A 15,506-nucleotide genomic window follows, 5' to 3' on the forward strand; every position below is an offset into this window, starting at 1 on the left:
CCTTCCTTGATACATGTTTCAAATGAGATCTAATATTTATACAGGCTGAAATAAAAAAAGCCTAAATCAAGTTTAGGCTTTTTAGATCATTATAAAGCTTTGATGCTACCTGAAACATGCGGTTTCTGGCTTTTCGCATTACGGATCAGGAATTCAGTATCATTGCCTGATTTCGCAGTCGTGAACTGCACTTTAGATGGCAAGTACATCGGTAGCTTAAACCACACATCCGCTTCATAGGCATCTGGCAGGGTCAGGCTGGCCAACGCTCTTGCCTTACTCCACATACCATGGGCAATCGCCTGTTTAAAACCGAAAGCTTTAGCTGTTAGTGCATGAATGTGAATCAGGTTAAAGTCACCTGAAGACATGGCATAGCGACGACCAGTATTTTCAGAAATGTCCCATTCAGCATTCACTTCATAATTCGGTATTTTGCTTTCTATGGTTTTTGCAGATGCTTTTGCATCAGTTTTTTGACGGGACAAATAAGTGGTTAATGCTTCAACCACGACATCATTACCGACTTTCACTGTAGTAATGAAATCAAACTGTACGCCTTTGTCATGTGGCTGCAACTCACCGAACGTGCAAGATAAAGTCAGCTGTTCATTCACACCCACTTTACGGTATTGCTTGACCTGATTGCGGATATGCACCAATCCTAAAATTGGGAATGGGAAAGCTTCCGAGGTCATCATATGCATTTGCAGGCTTTGTGAAAGTACTGCCAGATAGATCGCCGGGATATAACCATTGTTCTTAAAACCACAGACGGCGTTGTAAGCTTTTAAATGCTTTTGATCGACCTTGAATGAATCTACCACGTATTCAACTTGCGGCAGGACCTTTTCACCCTTTGGCTTTTTTGAAATGATGCCCTGAATGATTTTTGGATAAGCAAGATACGGCTTTGGAAGTTGATTAAAATGGCGAGTATGCATACTGAACCTTTGGAATATTTTTATTTCAATTTGGATTGAAAGCCCCTTCTCCCTTTGGGAGAAGGCTGGGATAAGGGTAATATCTCATCCTGCCTTCTATTTAATTTATTTAACCTTTCCCTACCTCTCTCCTACGAGGAGAGGAAATTCTTGATCTACTCTACGGGTTAACGTAGAGAGAGAAAAGAACTTTTCAGAAAGAATTAAGCCCCTAACAGGCTCTGACCACAGACACGAACCACGTTGCCATTCAAGCCTGTAGATGCAGTTGAAGCGAACATTGCAATCGTTTCAGCGACATCGACTGGTAAACCACCTTGACTCATTGAATTCATACGGCGGCCAGCTTCACGAATTGCGAAAGGAATTGCAGCAGTCATTTGAGTTTCAATAAAACCAGGAGCAACGGCGTTAATGGTAATACCATTGCTTAAAGTTGGAGCTGTATATTTCACAATACCGACTACACCTGCCTTAGAAGCTGCATAGTTAGTTTGCCCCAGATTACCTGCAATACCAGAGATTGAAGATACACAGATAATACGGCCGTTAGCGTTCAGACCATCATTATTCAACAGGTAATCATTAACGCGTTCAATCGCTGACAGGTTGATGTTAATTACCAGATCCCAAAGCTCAGGCTTCATGTTTGCCAAAGTCTTGTCACGGGTAATACCGGCATTATGCACGATAATATCTAAACCGCCCTGCGCAGCTGCCGCCACTTTGATTTTTTCACCAGCATCAGCTGCAGTAATATCAATTGCCAAGGTAGAACCACCGATCTCACCTGCTACACGGTCAAGATCTGCTTGCTGTTGCGGAACGTCCAGACAGATCACATGTGCACCATCACGTGCCAGTACATGAGCAATCGCTTCACCAATACCACGGCTAGCACCTGTGACTACAGCTGTCTTGCCTGCCAAAGGTTTAGTCCAGTCTACATCTTGAGTCGCTGCTTGAGATACGCGAATCACCTGACCAGACACATAGGCAGAACGTGGAGAAATCGCAAAGCGCAGTGCAGACTCGAGATTTGCTTCAGCCCCATTGTCCACATAGATCAGGTTCGCTGCGATGCCTTTCTTGAATTCTTTACCAACTGATTTTACAAAACCTTCAAGCGCACGTTGTGCAATTGCCTGCTTCACTGAAGTTGCTGATTCAGGAGTTGTTCCTACAATCACCACACGACCAGATGCCTGGATTTGACGCGCGATTGGATTAAAGAAATCATACAGCGCTTTTAAATCGTCCGAATTCTGAATACCAGACGCATCAAAAATTGCTACTTTAAATTTTGATTCTTTGTCGCCCTGGTTAAATGCACCCAGGTTCAGACCCGCTTGTGCAGCAGCCTGTTGCAGTTCAGCATTATTTCCCGCATAGCTATTGGCATGAATATTTGCCAAAACCTGTGCAATTGAACCAGTCAAAGTACTGCCAGGTGCAGCACCTACTAAAACGGCGCCTTTGACTACAGGAGTTGCAGAGTCATAGCGCTCAAGGAAGGTTGGGGATGGAAGACCTAGGTTTTTAATGACAAATTTACCAATAGGAGATTTTGCGAACGCTTGGTACTGGTCAGTCATGATTATTATCTCTCATACAAATTAATTTTTGATCGATCTAAAGTTATGCTTTAACTTCAATATGATGTCAGATACTTATAATTCAATAGATCCATCAGATTCCGGTCAATAATACTTGAGATAATAAACAGATGACTTGACCTAAGCGCACTCTGTAATGTCATTCTAGTCAATTCAGCCTATAGCCTTCTATGCTAATGTAGCGACCAAGAAGATGATCAATTTGCCTGGTAAAGCCTTATGAGCAAAACAACTCAAGAAAATCCAGCGGTCGAGAATCCTGTAGCCGAAAGCGTGTCAAAACCATCAACAGCACGCAAGCGCACAAGCAAAACGACGAGCGCAACGTCTGCAGAAAAAAGTCCGACGAAAACCACGCGCCCCCGTGCTGCGTCTAATCGTGCGGAAAATACGACTTCAAGCAATAAAACCTTAACACCAAAAACACAGATTTCTGTTCAACAGGACCAAGACATGAGCCAAAATACAGTTCGCCGCGTTGCTATTATCGGTGGTAACCGCATTCCATTTGCACGTTCTAACGGTGCTTACTTTACGGCATCCAATACTGATATGTTCACCGCAGCCCTGAATGGCCTGATTGAACGTTTTAATTTACAAGGTCAACGCCTGGGTGAAGTCGTTGCTGGTGCAGTATTGAAACATAGCCGTGACTTTAACATGACTCGTGAATGCGTACTGAACACTGCCCTTGCACCTGAAACTCCGGCTTATGACATTCAGCAGGCATGTGGTACTGGTCTGCAAGCTGCATTCCTGGTTGCCAATAAAATTGCATTAGGTCAAATCGAAGTCGGTGTGGCTGGTGGTGTAGATACTACCTCTGACGCGCCAATCGCATTTGGTGATGGTTTACGTAAAGCGTTACTTGAACTGAACATTGCTAGAACAGCAAAAGATCGTTTGAAAGCTTTAACCAAAATCAATGTGAAAGACCTGATGGATGCACCGAAAAATGGTGAGCCACGTACTGGCCTGTCTATGGGCGACCATCAGGCAATCACAACACTGGAATGGGGCATTTCTCGTGAAGCACAGGATGAACTGGCTGCATCTTCACACCAGAAAATGGCAGCAGCATACGAAGAAGGTTTCTTTGATGACCTGATCACACCATTCCTAGGTCTTGAGCGTGACAATAACCTGCGTCCAGATTCTTCAGTTGAAAAACTGGCAAAATTGAAACCTGCTTTCGGTAAGGGCGATGCACGTACCATGACTGCGGGTAACTCTACTCCGCTGACGGATGGCGCATCTTGTGTACTGCTAGCGTCTGAAGAATGGGCGAAAGCCAATGGTCATGAAGTACTGGCTTACTTAACTTTCCAGGAAACTGCGGCAGTTGATTTTGTAGAGAAGAAAGAAGGCCTGTTGATGGCACCTGCTTATGCCGTTCCACGTATGCTGGAGCGTACTGGTCTGAAACTTCAAGACTTCGACTACTATGAAATCCACGAAGCATTTGCATCGCAAGTACTTTCAACCTTAAAAGCGTGGGAAGATCCGAAATTTTGTAAAGAGCGTTTAGGCCTGGATGCACCATTGGGTTCAATCGACCGTGCCAAACTGAATGTAAAAGGCTCTTCACTGGCAGCGGGTCACCCATTTGCTGCGACAGGTGGCCGTATCATCGCGACTGCTGCGAAACTATTAAACCAGAAAGGTTCAGGTCGTGTACTGGTGTCGATCTGTGCGGCTGGCGGTCAAGGTGTAACTGCGATTATTGAAAAATAATCTTTACAGCTGATTTAAAAAAGCACCTCAAGTGAGGTGCTTTTTTATTAGTCACGCAATGCTTTAACACACATCAACTTTTAGCATATTCAGTGCGAATTCCCATTTTGATCTCAATCTGGTCATAGCACCACTGGAAAATAAAGGTATAGACCAGAATACATAGCGTTAAACTCAGATCTGTCAAAATTGCCTGCCACAAGCTCATCTCTAAGGCATATGCCACCATCGGAATGGTCGCCAGCATCAAGCCACCTTCAAAACCGATAGCATGCGCAATACGCACCTTAATGGTTCTTTTTAGCTGATGTTTCGCCTCGATCTTTTCAAAATAATGGTTAAACAGCATATTCCAGACTACGGATGTGACTGCCATGGCAACACCTAAAGTTCCGGTCACTTCCATTGGCAACTGAAAGATATAACTCAGGGTAATGGCAATGATGACCAACAGAATGATCTCATAGCTCAGCGCATGCACTATCCTTCTGCTTGAAATTAACATCTCTGCTTACTCAAATAGCTTAATAATAGTGCCTAGTTTATTTCCTATTATTTGATTATTCGAGTTAGAATCTTTCAAAAATATTGACAGATTAAAATATGAATATTAATCAGGAACAATTAATGCTGTTTAAAGCAGTGATAGAGACTGGCTCCTTCTCGGCAGCCGCACGCAAGCTTGGCAAAGTGCCCTCCGCGGTGAGTATGGCCATTGCCAATATGGAAATTGATCTGGATTTACAGCTTTTTAAACGGATTGGCCGTGAGCCACAGCCTACAACAGCAGCTCAAGTGCTGTATGAAAAGACTGAACAACTGTTGGTAGAAATGAATCAGTGGAAGCAACATGCTCAAGCATTAAGCTCAGGGCTAGAATCCGAACTGAATATTGTCATCGTATCTGAGCTCCTACACACGCGCTGGACTGATTATGTAGTCTTACTGGAACAGCAGTTTCCGGATTTACAAATCAATGTATTTTCTGCCCCGCAAGAAGATGCTCACCGACTGCTATTTGAAGGTGCTGCCCAACTCGCACTGATGTTTGAACGAGAGCAACTGGAGACCCGGGAGCAGTTTGTAGAACTGAAAAAAGAAACGCTGGTTGCCGTTGCCGCGAAATCCCATGCTTTAAGTCAGCTTGATCAGGTCAGCTATGAGCAGATTCTGAATAGTCGCCAGATTGTAGTCGCCAGCCGTGATCATCAGATCAAGCCAGAACTGTTATTTTCCAGAAACTATTGGCGTACCGATAACCATCACTCTGCCTATCGACTGATTAAACAGAGTCTAGGCTGGGGGATTTTACCGATGGAAATGCTGCATGAACATCCACATATTCAGGAACAACTGCATATTCTGGATCTGTATGATTTCACCCCAAAGTTTGATTATTTTGTCGATCTGGTCTGGAGTCGTGAAACAAAACTCGGTCAGGCTGCACATTTTTTGATTAATCACATCAGAAATCAACGCAAAAATACAGATTAGTTACTGAAAATAGTCGGTGAACACTTGGGAAATAAGCACTTTGTGATATAACAGAATGCATAAGCAATAACCTAAGAACTAGATCCAAATGACACAAAGTGCGTTAAACCAACTAAAACAATTCACCACCATTGTTGCGGACAGCAGCGATTTAGCTGCGATTGAAAAATTCCATCCACTCGATGCAACCACCAATCCTTCACTGATTACTACTGCAGCCAATCAGGCTGAAAACAAAGCTCTGATTGCAGACGCCTATGCGCAGGCTAAAACCGAAGGTTATGTGGGTAATGAACTGATTGAACGTACTATTGACATTCTTACGGTTAAATTTGGTGTGGAAATTCTTAAACTGATTGAAGGCCGTGTTTCCACTGAAGTAGACGCCTCCCTGTCTTATGATACTGAAGCGACGATTGCCAAAGCCAAAGAATTACTGGCACTGTACGCACAGTACGGCGTTTCTTCAGATCGTATCCTGATCAAAATCGCATCGACCTGGGAAGGTATTCAGGCCGCACGTGCGCTGGAAGCCGAAGGCATTCATACCAACCTGACCCTGCTCTTTGGTCAGCATCAGGCACATGCCTGTGCAGATGCCAAAGTTACTCTGATTTCGCCATTCGTTGGCCGTATTCTGGACTGGTACAAAAAGGCTGAAGGTGTAGATCAGTATCCGATTGAAAAAGATCCAGGTGTGTTATCGGTAAAAAGTATTTATAACTTCTACAAATCACACGGTATACAGACTGAAGTGATGGGTGCCAGCTTCCGTAGTATTGATCAGGTGCTGGGTCTGACTGGATGCGACCTGTTAACTGTTGCACCAAACCTGCTCGATCAGCTTGAACAGGATAACCGTGTTGTTGAGCCGCAGTTGTCTTCGGACCATGTTCCAAAGCAAGGGACTTTAACTCCAATTAGCCAGGAAGACTTTAAACAGCAGCTAGAACAAGATCCAATGGCTTCCCAGTTACTGGAAGCGGGTATTCAGGGCTTTATTAAAGCACGTGAACAGCTATCTACCCTGTTAAGCCAAAGTTTTACAACAGGTTCAGAAATTAAGGCTTAAATCTTAATTCAGCTATAAGCCGATGCAGGTATAATGCCGCATCGGCTTTTTTGTATGTGGATTTTGCGTGTTTGGTATCACTGATTTAACGACCTTTATCATTGGAACAGCGTTAATTGTGATGTTACCCGGACCAAATTCCCTCTACGTCATGTCGGTAGCTTCTCGCTACGGGATTAAAACCGGATATAGGGCCGCATTCGGTGTCTATGCTGGAGATATGGTTTTAATTTTCCTGACCGCCCTCGGTGCAGCATCTTTACTGCATGCTTTTCCGGTCCTGTTTACTATTCTGAAAATTATTGGTGCGGTGTATCTGAGCTATCTGGGTATTAAATTGTTGATTGCGGCTTACCACACCTGGAATACCATACATAGCAATGCACAGATCCAGCAAGCCGAGCAGAATCTGGAGCAATTACATCCCTTCCGTACCGCGATGACCATCAGCATTCTGAATCCCAAAGCGATTCTGTTTTATCTGTCTTTCTTTGTGCAGTTTGTTGATCCATCCTATTCATACCCTGCACTGACTTTTACGATTCTGGCAATTATTTTGCAGATCATCAGCATGTCTTATCTCAGTATTCTGATTTTTTCAGGTGCTACGCTGGCTCAATTTTTTGGGCATCGTTACCGTCTGACTTCACTTTGTGTAGCCAGTGTGGCAATCCTGTTTTGTGGCTTTGGGCTAAAACTTGCGACTTCAACTTTATGAAATGCATGATGTCCCAACAACTTATAACCCTACGTGATTTAGGTTGTTTTTGCCTTTAACAGCATTAGTGAAGCGCGTATCATAAGTGCACTTTTCACTCATACCGATTATCTCTGCAACGGATATGCAAAAATTCCTTCAAGACTTCTCCCTACCCGCAGTATTTGCCGGTTTTATTACTTTTTTAGTTGGGATCAGCGTTTCCTCTGTGCTGGTAATTCAGGCTGCACAGCTCTTAGGCGCGAACACAGCTGAAATTACTTCATGGTTCTGGGCCCTAGGGATCGGAATTGGTCTTTGCGGGCTTATTCTTTCCTGGAAGTTTAAATATCCAGTAGCAACCTCTTGGTCAACCGCAGGTCTGGCCTTAATCCTGGCAACCGGCACAGGCTATAGCCTGCCTGAAGCTTTGGGCGCTTTTCTGGTGTGCGGCTTTGTCACTGCCGTATTGGGGTTTTTAGGTATTTTTGAGAAAGTTCTGCATGCGATTCCGCAAAGTCTAACCAGCGCAATGCTGGCAGGAGTCTTACTTAAATTCGGGATTGGTCTGTTTGCCAGCTTGCAACATGAGCTGGGCTTTATCCTGTGTCTACTGGCTGCCTATATCATTGCCAAGCGGCTATCGCCCCGTTATAGCATTGTGGTTACCGTGATTGCTGGTGTCGCCCTATGTCCCATATTTCTGGACTTTAATCCACCGAGCCTGCATTGGTCACTAGCTCATCCAGTCTGGGTGAGCCCTGAATTCTCCTGGACTGCGATTCTTGGTCTGGCCTTGCCACTCTTTGTTATTAATATGGCATCGCAATATTTACCAGGCTTGGCAATGATTAAAAGTTATGGTTATACGCCACATGTTAATCAGCTGATTGGCTGGACTGGCACTGCTCAAACCTTACTGGCTCCTTTTGGCTGTTTCGCCGTCAATATTGCAGCGATTAGCGCAGCGATCAGCCTCGATGATCAGGCCCACCCGGATAGCAAGAAACGTTATATCGCTGGTATGAGCTGTGGTTTCTTCTATATCCTCATGGGCTTATTTGCAGCCACACTGACCAGTATTCTTTTAGCTTTCCCCACCGTGTTTATTACTGCACTGGCAGGGATTGCTCTGTTTGGCACCATTGGACATAACATTACACTTGCTTTCAGCCACATGGATGAACGCGAGGCGGCATTATTAACCTTCCTGTTTAGTGCTTCAGGAGTGCAATTCCTAGGCATCGGTTCAGCATTCTGGGGACTATTGTTTGGCCTGGTGGTACATTTGTTCTTTAAATGGCGTAAAACTTATTAAGATCTTTATCTCAATTAGGGGTGGATAACATATCAGTAGGTGATTGCAGAAATTGAAGTGTCTGTTCAAAGGTCTGCTGGCTTTCTTTTTTCCCCATATAAAACTGATATTCATGGATCAGCCATGTTTTTGATTCTGGATAAAAGATCTCCTTTACCGGCACCTGATTCGCTTTCAAGACTTGCACAAATGGATAGGACTGTGTTTCTGTGAGAAAGTCCTTGTTTCCACCACTGATTAGCACAGGTGGATAATTTGGAGTAATGTGCTGAATAGGTGAGATCTTTTTCAGGAAATCCGCATCATGCCGGCGATCACCTGTATAGGCCTGCACCATATTATGAACTCCCCATTCAATCAGTTTGATTTTTTCTGGTGCCGTATCCACAAACGCGTTCAGGTCATAAATGCCACAGTGTAGAATCAGCCCTTTAAGCTGTGCAGGCTGGATTGATGACACAAAGTCAGAGTTGCGGGCAAAAACCGGATTGGTTAACAAGGCCGCATAATGACTGGCGAGATTGGCACCGGCAGAATCGCCAGCCAGATAAAGCTGATCTGGATCAATCTTGTATTGAGAAGCATGCGTCTGGAGATAAGCTAATGCCATATTAATTTGCTGTAGCTGGCTTGGATAAGTTGACCGAGGAGCAAGCTGATATTGCACAGACACCACGTTATAACCTTTTGATGCCAGCAGTTTAAAATAACCCCGTGCATGTTCCCGAGATCCGGAAATCCAGCCACCGCCATGAATCCAGATCACTGTTGGGCGTTGTTCTAGTTGAGTCATATTTTGTGGCTGGTATAAGTCCAAACCCAACCGCCGATCAGAATCATAGAGAATATTTTGCTGCACAATGACATCATCCGGTGCATAACGATCCATGATTTTCTGCTGTACAGCTGTCGTCATATTAAAAGCAGTGGCAATAATTTTACTGTTCTGTGCCGTACTCTGACAGCCATATAACCCACATAAAAAGATTAAGCCTAATAACCCTTTTCCAGCTTTAACTATATGTGTATTCACCATATCTTGAATATTTCCACTAATAATTTTCCAAGTTTCAACGTTCTATATATTTTAACCCAACCAGCTTAATAGAGATTGAGCAAACCTGCTTAAAATCCGGGTATTCCAGTCTGTTTTATCTGCCAATCAGTCTACAGTTTTTTGTAAATATATCACTGTAATTTAATGAATTTTCAGATTTTTTTATATTTTGCAATTGAACCCCCTCCGTCACTGTGCTATCAATAGTTTAAAGCAAGACAAAAACGAAACCGGAGTATAAATAAGATGGCCTATCAACATATTTTAGTCCCTGTGGACGGTTCAGAAATTTCCTTTTCAGCAGTACGTCATGCTGCAAAAATTGCGAAAGCTTTTGGTAGCAGACTGACACTCGTGAGTCTGATTGCAGAAAATCCTTTTACTGAGGCAGATTTCTACTATAGCTCTGCCATTATGAAAGAATATTTTGTTGAAGCACATGCCAATGCCAAAAAAGCATTGAAACAAGCAAGCATCATTGCCCAAGAGGAAGGTGTGGAAGCCGAAACACATATTGTGACTGGTTTGGTCAATGCCGAGCATGTCGCAAATACTGCAGAAGAAACTGGTGCAGATTTGATTGTGATGGGTTCACATGGTCGTAAAGGCTTCCAGAAGATCATTCTGGGCAGCTTTGCACAAGATGTTCTGGGTGTGTCGGAAACTCCAGTGCTGATCATTAAAAAATAATCTGGTTCTGCGCATCCCTTGATGCGCATGACAATAAATCATGCTTTAAAGCACTGCTATTATTCATCACGCCAGCTACAGCTGTATCCTGTTTCCAAGCGTGCATCATTATCAGGAATTTTTATGAAGCATTATCAACATATCCTGGTCGCAATTGATGAATCGCCTATCTCTTATGCGGCTGCAGAACATGCGCTCGATATTGCAAAAGTTTTTGGCAGCAAAGTGACCTTAATCAGCGTCATTGCAGTTGATCCTTTTTCTGGAGTAGATTTTTATAAGGTTGCCCCAGCTGTCACCGATTATTTTATGCAGGCCGAGCAAAATGCACTGGATAGGCTTAATGATCTAAAACATACCTTTACGCGTGAAGGTATAGATCTGGATATTCGGATTCTACACGGCATGTCACCCTCGGAAGGCATTCTGCAGACCAGTCATGAATTACCTGTAGATTTGATTGTGATGGGTTCACATGGGCGTAAAGGATTACAAAAACTGATTTTAGGCAGCGTGGCACAAAATGTACTCGGCTTGGCTGAAACTCCAATACTAATTGTCAAAGAATAAATACCCTTGCTCATCAAAAAGCCTGTCTTAATGACAGGCTTTTTGATTTTCTAGAAACTAGCGAATTTTCTGGTTCAATTGGTTGAGGAACATTTCCGCTTCCAACTGGGAGCTGAACACTTTGATATATTCACCAGATTTCTGTACCGAATTTGGAGTGTATTCCAGATGAAGTTCGAATACTCCACGCGCACTGTCCTTGATGACTCGCACAGCAATAATGTGTTGAGTATTTAAATAAAATCCATCCTCAATTTTAAATAACATTTCAATTCGCCCAATTATCAGATCATCTTGATCTTTACATTGTGAGCGCCTGAAATTGGCGTCACACATACTTCGATATGTGTTGCTATAGTAAAGCAAAATTTAATACATACTTTCTTTAATAACATATTGAATAAATATTACTGATGCTCTAAATAAAAAAGCCGGATATTAAACCCGGCTTTTTCAACAAGGTTTAATTAAACACTGAGCATACTGTTCAAGGTTTCACAAACATTTTTAGATTTTACCAGGGGTTTCAGAGCTTCAAGTTGAGCTTTCACTTCACTACGTTGTGGTTCAGCCAGAGTATACCAACGAGAGAGAACTTGAAGCAGACGTGAACCGACAATCGGGTTTTTCTCATCCAGATATTTCGCCAAAGTAATATAGTGCTGTACACCAAAACCCCAGGTATTGACCGGATTTGCATTCAACCCCCCACTTACAGCACGAATACGGTTCGGCACAGCCAGATCATAATCAGGATGCTGTGTCAGATAAGCAATCGTTTCAGCAGTTGCTTGAGGATGCGCCGCCTGAACCATAAACCATTGATCTAAAGATAAAGCTTCATCTTCAAAACGGCTATAGAAGTCTGCTAGAACTTCTTGGGCTTGTGGTGCATCATTCCAGACCAGGACTTTAAGCGCTCCCAGACGTTCAGACATGTTCCCGGTATGATACTGCTCATAAGCCAAATCAAAAGCAGAGTCATCCCCTTGACGTGCGATCATGGTAAGCATGATATTTCTTAATGCACGGGTACCCATTGCCTGAGAGAAATCAGATTGCAGATCTGGATCAAGTGACAGGTAAATTTCTTTGGCAGTGTCAGCAAAAGCACGTGCCAATTTATTCAGCAAGGCGTTACGTTTTTCCTGAATCTTGCTTGGACGATAGTCCACATCAATCCGGCTGCCAAGATAACCCTCAGTTGGCACATCAAACAGACGAGATGCCAATAACGGATCCTGTTCAATTACCCCCGGCAAGGTATTCAACATCGCCTGAACATAAATGTCCGCAGGCTGATCATTCAGGAGAATACGCTCAAGTAAAGTCTGGGTCGCCTGCCAGCGATTAAAACCATTGGTTTCATACTGTAGCAAGAAGGCCAGCTCTTTATCCGAATAGTTAAATTCCAGATTGACTGGTGCCGAGAAGTTACGCAGTAATGACACCACTGGTTTTGCTTTTACCCCAGTAAATTCGATACGTGACTGCTCCTGATCAAACAGGTATACCCCATCTTTGACACCATTTTCAAACAGCGCTGTTGAATTCAAAGTCAGTTGTTCACCACTCTCTGCATCAAACAGGGCCAATGCCACCGGAATCGGGACAGCTTGCAGATTTGGATATTTCGGGTGTGCTTTCAGGCTTTGTTTAAAGTTCAGGCAATAGGTCTGTGCTTCTGCATCATATTCACCATGCACTTCCAGCTTTGGGGTACCTGGCTGGTTATACCAGATCAGGAAGCTAGATAGATCGACACCAGAACCTGCGCTTATTGCTGCAACCCAGTCTTCCACCGTCACTGCCTCACCATCATGACGGCGGAAATATTCATCTGTACCCATACGGAATTTGGCTTTGCCGAGCAAGGTCGCCATCATACGGTTAATTTCCGCACCTTTTTCATACACTGTTGCAGTATAGAAGTTATTAATTTCTACAAAATGGTCTGGACGCGGTGGATGCGACAATGGACCTGAATCTTCAGGGAACTGATGCGCCTTAAGCACTGCAACATCGTCAATACGCTGTACGGCTGCAGACTGCAGATCTTCAGAGAAAGACTGGTCACGGAAGACAGTCAAACCTTCTTTTAAACACAACTGGAACCAGTCACGGCAGGTAATACGGTTACCGGTCCAGTTATGAAAATATTCATGTGCAATCACTGACTGTACCCGCATGATTGCAGCATCAGTGGTAAATTCTTCATCTGCCAGTACACATGAAGTATTAAAGATATTCAGACCTTTATTTTCCATTGCGCCCATATTAAACGCGCTGGTGGCAACAATCATGTAATTATCAAGATCATAAGGACGGCCATAGTGTTCTTCATCCCAACGCATAGAGTGCTTTAAGGCTTCCATGGCAATTTTACATTTTGGAATGTCTTTCTCTTCAGCATAAATTTCAAGTGCTACGTCACGGCCTTCAGAAGTGGTATAGCGATCTTTCATCACAGCCAGATCACCGATCACGCATGCAAACAGGTAACTTGGTTTTTTGGTTGGATCTTGCCAGATTGCATAGTGACGGCCTTCCCCCGCTTCACCCGTTTCAATCAGGTTACCATTGGCAAGAAGTACCGGGAATTTCTTGTCTGCTTCAACACGTGTAGTAAAAACAGACAGGACATCCGGACGGTCTGGATAGAAGGTAATTTTACGGAAGCCTTCTGGTTCATTCTGAGTCACAAACAGATCCGAACTGGCTTGATACAGGCCTTCTAATTGGGTATTGGATTCAGGATGAATACGAACAACAGTTTCAATCGTAGCCTGATCCGGTGCATTACCAATCACTAACTGTTCAGTATCAAGCTTGTACTCACTTTCAGAAAGTGGCTTACCATTAACATAAATTGATTGCAGTTCTAGATCACGACCAAGTAAAACCAGCTCACCTTCAGTCTGACGCTGCATTACCAGTGTAGCGTTGACCAGCGTATGATCTGCATAAACCTGAATATTGAGCTCAACCGAGTCAACGATATAAGAAGGTTTTTGATAATCTTTTAAATAAATGGTTTGATCTGCTTCGATCGCTGGATTAGCCGCAATATTCATATTAATGTCCTGATCTTTTTACACAGCTTATGTAAAGCAAAAAATGTTAATCATATTGATCATACGACAACTTATTCTGCCTGTCTGTGCATTTCATTGTGTTTTTATATATGGGACTAAACTGGAGTTATTTCAATTCAGGTATTTAAATTACTGAAAGTAATTGACTTATATTTAAACAATAAACAAAAATATGCCGTCTTAAGATATTACTAAAATAAATATGAAACAAATTCTAATGCTTGCCGGCTTTTCTGTTTTCCATATCGCTTCTGTTCAGGCTGCAAACTATTCAGGGAAAATGCCCTATCAATGTCTGGCTTCTACACAAACCAATACAATTCTAATGATCAGTGTCGCCAACTCTGAACCTGACCAGATTCAGGATGTGATGTATTTTCCACATTTAAAGCAGATTGATTTATCGTATGATTCTGCTATGGGTGTGGGGAATCCGCCCTCTCTCATACATTATAATTACTTTGAAATGCTCAGAGAAAAACAAACAGGTGAATATACTTTTGCTGTAAATAAAGACAATCAAATTCTTTTTGCAATATATACCAGCCCACAACTGAGTATGCCAATCTCGTTTGGAATACAGCTAAATCTGGCAAGAAAGGAAGCACTGAATCGCAAGCTAGCCAATCAGTTGCGTACATGTATTTAAGCCTATGTACATTTTCATGCGCAAGGCTGCATTGAAAAAGCACATTAATATGGAATTAAGTATCTCCAAGCCAGAAACCATTCATTTCAATAATGATTTTAAATATTTTTAATATTAAATAAATCAATATCCTACATTCAATTTATTCTGTATTTCAAAAGTTCAATACATAAAAACAGTTTTGTGCATACTTCTTGCTTTTATTTAAACGTGCAGATTACACAACTATATCTACAATAAAAAATGAGGTGAACTATGTATCTTAAAGAACATATCGTACGTGTTGAAAACATCAAGACCCTGCAAGCACTCGATCAAGCCAATATTGACCATAAAGTAATTGCACTGTTTATGAGCTGTGAGGGCATCAAGATGCAAGCCTATGAAGTGGGTGCTATTCTGAACAGCTATAATGCACTTGGTTCCAAAAAGGTTCAGCCTAAAAAAGTCCAGGCTTTAATTAATGCGAAACATCTGGGTGAAGAGGACGAAACCCTGCCTTGCCCAGTCTAAAGGCCATTTTCAACAATACATAGAAGGCCACTTAAGTGGTCCTCTTGCATGTTTGAT

General features: G+C 42.8%; 15 protein-coding genes. 9 read left to right on the forward strand and 6 right to left on the reverse strand.

Annotation, left to right across the window (positions count from 1 at the left end):
- Positions 1-89 precede the first annotated feature (89 nt).
- The gene (locus B3D47_RS13530) at positions 90-944 is read right to left on the reverse strand and encodes a MaoC family dehydratase (RefSeq protein ID WP_163165770.1); all 855 of its coding nucleotides are present in this window, start codon (positions 942-944) and stop codon (positions 90-92) included.
- A 203-nt stretch (positions 945-1,147) separates the two neighbouring features.
- Positions 1,148-2,539, reverse strand: coding sequence for a 3-oxoacyl-ACP reductase (locus B3D47_RS13535; RefSeq protein ID WP_071320065.1), 1,392 nt, complete (start codon positions 2,537-2,539; stop codon positions 1,148-1,150).
- A 240-nt stretch (positions 2,540-2,779) separates the two neighbouring features.
- Here B3D47_RS13535 and B3D47_RS13540 point away from each other — a divergent pair, with 240 nt between their 5' ends.
- Positions 2,780-4,294, forward strand: a complete 1,515-nt coding sequence (locus B3D47_RS13540; RefSeq protein WP_286862487.1) for an acetyl-CoA C-acetyltransferase — start codon at positions 2,780-2,782, stop codon at positions 4,292-4,294.
- A gap of 73 nt (positions 4,295-4,367) precedes the next feature.
- Here B3D47_RS13540 and aceI read toward each other — a convergent pair whose 3' ends face one another.
- Positions 4,368-4,799: a chlorhexidine efflux PACE transporter AceI gene (gene aceI / locus B3D47_RS13545; RefSeq protein WP_286862489.1), complete on the reverse strand. Its 432-nt coding sequence runs from the start codon at positions 4,797-4,799 to the stop codon at positions 4,368-4,370.
- 98 nt (positions 4,800-4,897) lie between these two features.
- On the opposite strand from aceI, the gene B3D47_RS13550 reads away from it, so the two are divergent.
- From B3D47_RS13550 to B3D47_RS13565, 4 genes are all read left to right on the forward strand, one after another.
- Positions 4,898-5,788 (forward strand): LysR family transcriptional regulator, encoded by an 891-nt coding sequence (locus B3D47_RS13550; protein ID WP_026056699.1) that lies wholly within the window; start codon positions 4,898-4,900, stop codon positions 5,786-5,788.
- Positions 5,789-5,876: 88 nt separating this feature from the next.
- On the forward strand, positions 5,877-6,860 hold the full coding sequence (tal, locus tag B3D47_RS13555) for a transaldolase (protein WP_286862492.1): 984 nt from the start codon (positions 5,877-5,879) through the stop codon (positions 6,858-6,860).
- Between the two features lie 67 nt (positions 6,861-6,927).
- The gene (leuE, locus tag B3D47_RS13560; RefSeq protein ID WP_180185098.1) at positions 6,928-7,578 is read left to right on the forward strand and encodes a leucine efflux protein LeuE; all 651 of its coding nucleotides are present in this window, start codon (positions 6,928-6,930) and stop codon (positions 7,576-7,578) included.
- A 124-nt stretch (positions 7,579-7,702) separates the two neighbouring features.
- Positions 7,703-8,875 carry a benzoate/H(+) symporter BenE family transporter gene (locus B3D47_RS13565; RefSeq protein ID WP_286862495.1) on the forward strand — a complete coding sequence of 391 codons (1,173 nt, stop codon included), beginning with the start codon at positions 7,703-7,705 and terminating at the stop codon, positions 8,873-8,875.
- A 10-nt stretch (positions 8,876-8,885) separates the two neighbouring features.
- On the opposite strand, the gene B3D47_RS13570 is transcribed toward B3D47_RS13565, so the two are convergent.
- Entirely contained in the window at positions 8,886-9,911 is a 1,026-nt protein-coding gene (locus tag B3D47_RS13570; RefSeq protein ID WP_286862497.1) for an alpha/beta hydrolase, read from the reverse strand.
- A gap of 267 nt (positions 9,912-10,178) precedes the next feature.
- Here B3D47_RS13570 and B3D47_RS13575 point away from each other — a divergent pair, with 267 nt between their 5' ends.
- Positions 10,179-10,622 (forward strand): universal stress protein, encoded by a 444-nt coding sequence (locus B3D47_RS13575; protein WP_004892860.1) that lies wholly within the window; start codon positions 10,179-10,181, stop codon positions 10,620-10,622.
- Positions 10,623-10,745: 123 nt separating this feature from the next.
- A complete protein-coding gene (locus tag B3D47_RS13580) occupies positions 10,746-11,192 on the forward strand; it encodes a universal stress protein (RefSeq protein ID WP_004815649.1) in 447 nt (148 codons plus the stop codon).
- Between the two features lie 57 nt (positions 11,193-11,249).
- On the opposite strand, the gene B3D47_RS13585 is transcribed toward B3D47_RS13580, so the two are convergent.
- Both B3D47_RS13585 and pepN read right to left on the reverse strand, forming a co-directional pair.
- Positions 11,250-11,459, reverse strand: coding sequence for a hypothetical protein (locus B3D47_RS13585; RefSeq protein ID WP_034434255.1), 210 nt, complete (start codon positions 11,457-11,459; stop codon positions 11,250-11,252).
- Positions 11,460-11,659: 200 nt separating this feature from the next.
- Positions 11,660-14,266 (reverse strand): aminopeptidase N, encoded by a 2,607-nt coding sequence (pepN, locus tag B3D47_RS13590; protein WP_286862500.1) that lies wholly within the window; start codon positions 14,264-14,266, stop codon positions 11,660-11,662.
- Between the two features lie 223 nt (positions 14,267-14,489).
- On the opposite strand from pepN, the gene B3D47_RS13595 reads away from it, so the two are divergent.
- Both B3D47_RS13595 and B3D47_RS13600 read left to right on the forward strand, forming a co-directional pair.
- A complete protein-coding gene (locus B3D47_RS13595; protein ID WP_286862502.1) occupies positions 14,490-14,936 on the forward strand; it encodes a hypothetical protein in 447 nt (148 codons plus the stop codon).
- 255 nt (positions 14,937-15,191) lie between these two features.
- Positions 15,192-15,449, forward strand: coding sequence for a hypothetical protein (locus B3D47_RS13600; RefSeq protein WP_004815641.1), 258 nt, complete (start codon positions 15,192-15,194; stop codon positions 15,447-15,449).
- The last annotated feature ends 57 nt before the right edge of the window (positions 15,450-15,506 follow it).

Origin of the sequence: Acinetobacter sp. UBA3461, from assembly GCF_002381195.1 — a bacterium.
In the GTDB taxonomy this organism is placed as follows: Bacteria; Pseudomonadota; Gammaproteobacteria; order Pseudomonadales; family Moraxellaceae; genus Acinetobacter; species Acinetobacter schindleri.

Coding starts and splice junctions, on each gene's coding strand:
- B3D47_RS13530 (WP_163165770.1), bottom strand. CDS start 944: ATGCATACTCGCCATTTTAATCAACTTCCAAAGCCGTATCTTGCTTAT.
- B3D47_RS13535 (WP_071320065.1), bottom strand. CDS start 2,539: ATGACTGACCAGTACCAAGCGTTCGCAAAATCTCCTATTGGTAAATTT.
- B3D47_RS13540 (WP_286862487.1), top strand. CDS start 2,780: ATGAGCAAAACAACTCAAGAAAATCCAGCGGTCGAGAATCCTGTAGCC.
- aceI (WP_286862489.1), bottom strand. CDS start 4,799: ATGTTAATTTCAAGCAGAAGGATAGTGCATGCGCTGAGCTATGAGATC.
- B3D47_RS13550 (WP_026056699.1), top strand. CDS start 4,898: ATGAATATTAATCAGGAACAATTAATGCTGTTTAAAGCAGTGATAGAG.
- tal (WP_286862492.1), top strand. CDS start 5,877: ATGACACAAAGTGCGTTAAACCAACTAAAACAATTCACCACCATTGTT.
- B3D47_RS13565 (WP_286862495.1), top strand. CDS start 7,703: ATGCAAAAATTCCTTCAAGACTTCTCCCTACCCGCAGTATTTGCCGGT.
- B3D47_RS13570 (WP_286862497.1), bottom strand. CDS start 9,911: ATGGTGAATACACATATAGTTAAAGCTGGAAAAGGGTTATTAGGCTTA.
- B3D47_RS13575 (WP_004892860.1), top strand. CDS start 10,179: ATGGCCTATCAACATATTTTAGTCCCTGTGGACGGTTCAGAAATTTCC.
- B3D47_RS13580 (WP_004815649.1), top strand. CDS start 10,746: ATGAAGCATTATCAACATATCCTGGTCGCAATTGATGAATCGCCTATC.
- B3D47_RS13585 (WP_034434255.1), bottom strand. CDS start 11,459: ATGTTATTTAAAATTGAGGATGGATTTTATTTAAATACTCAACACATT.
- pepN (WP_286862500.1), bottom strand. CDS start 14,266: ATGAATATTGCGGCTAATCCAGCGATCGAAGCAGATCAAACCATTTAT.
- B3D47_RS13595 (WP_286862502.1), top strand. CDS start 14,490: ATGAAACAAATTCTAATGCTTGCCGGCTTTTCTGTTTTCCATATCGCT.
- B3D47_RS13600 (WP_004815641.1), top strand. CDS start 15,192: ATGTATCTTAAAGAACATATCGTACGTGTTGAAAACATCAAGACCCTG.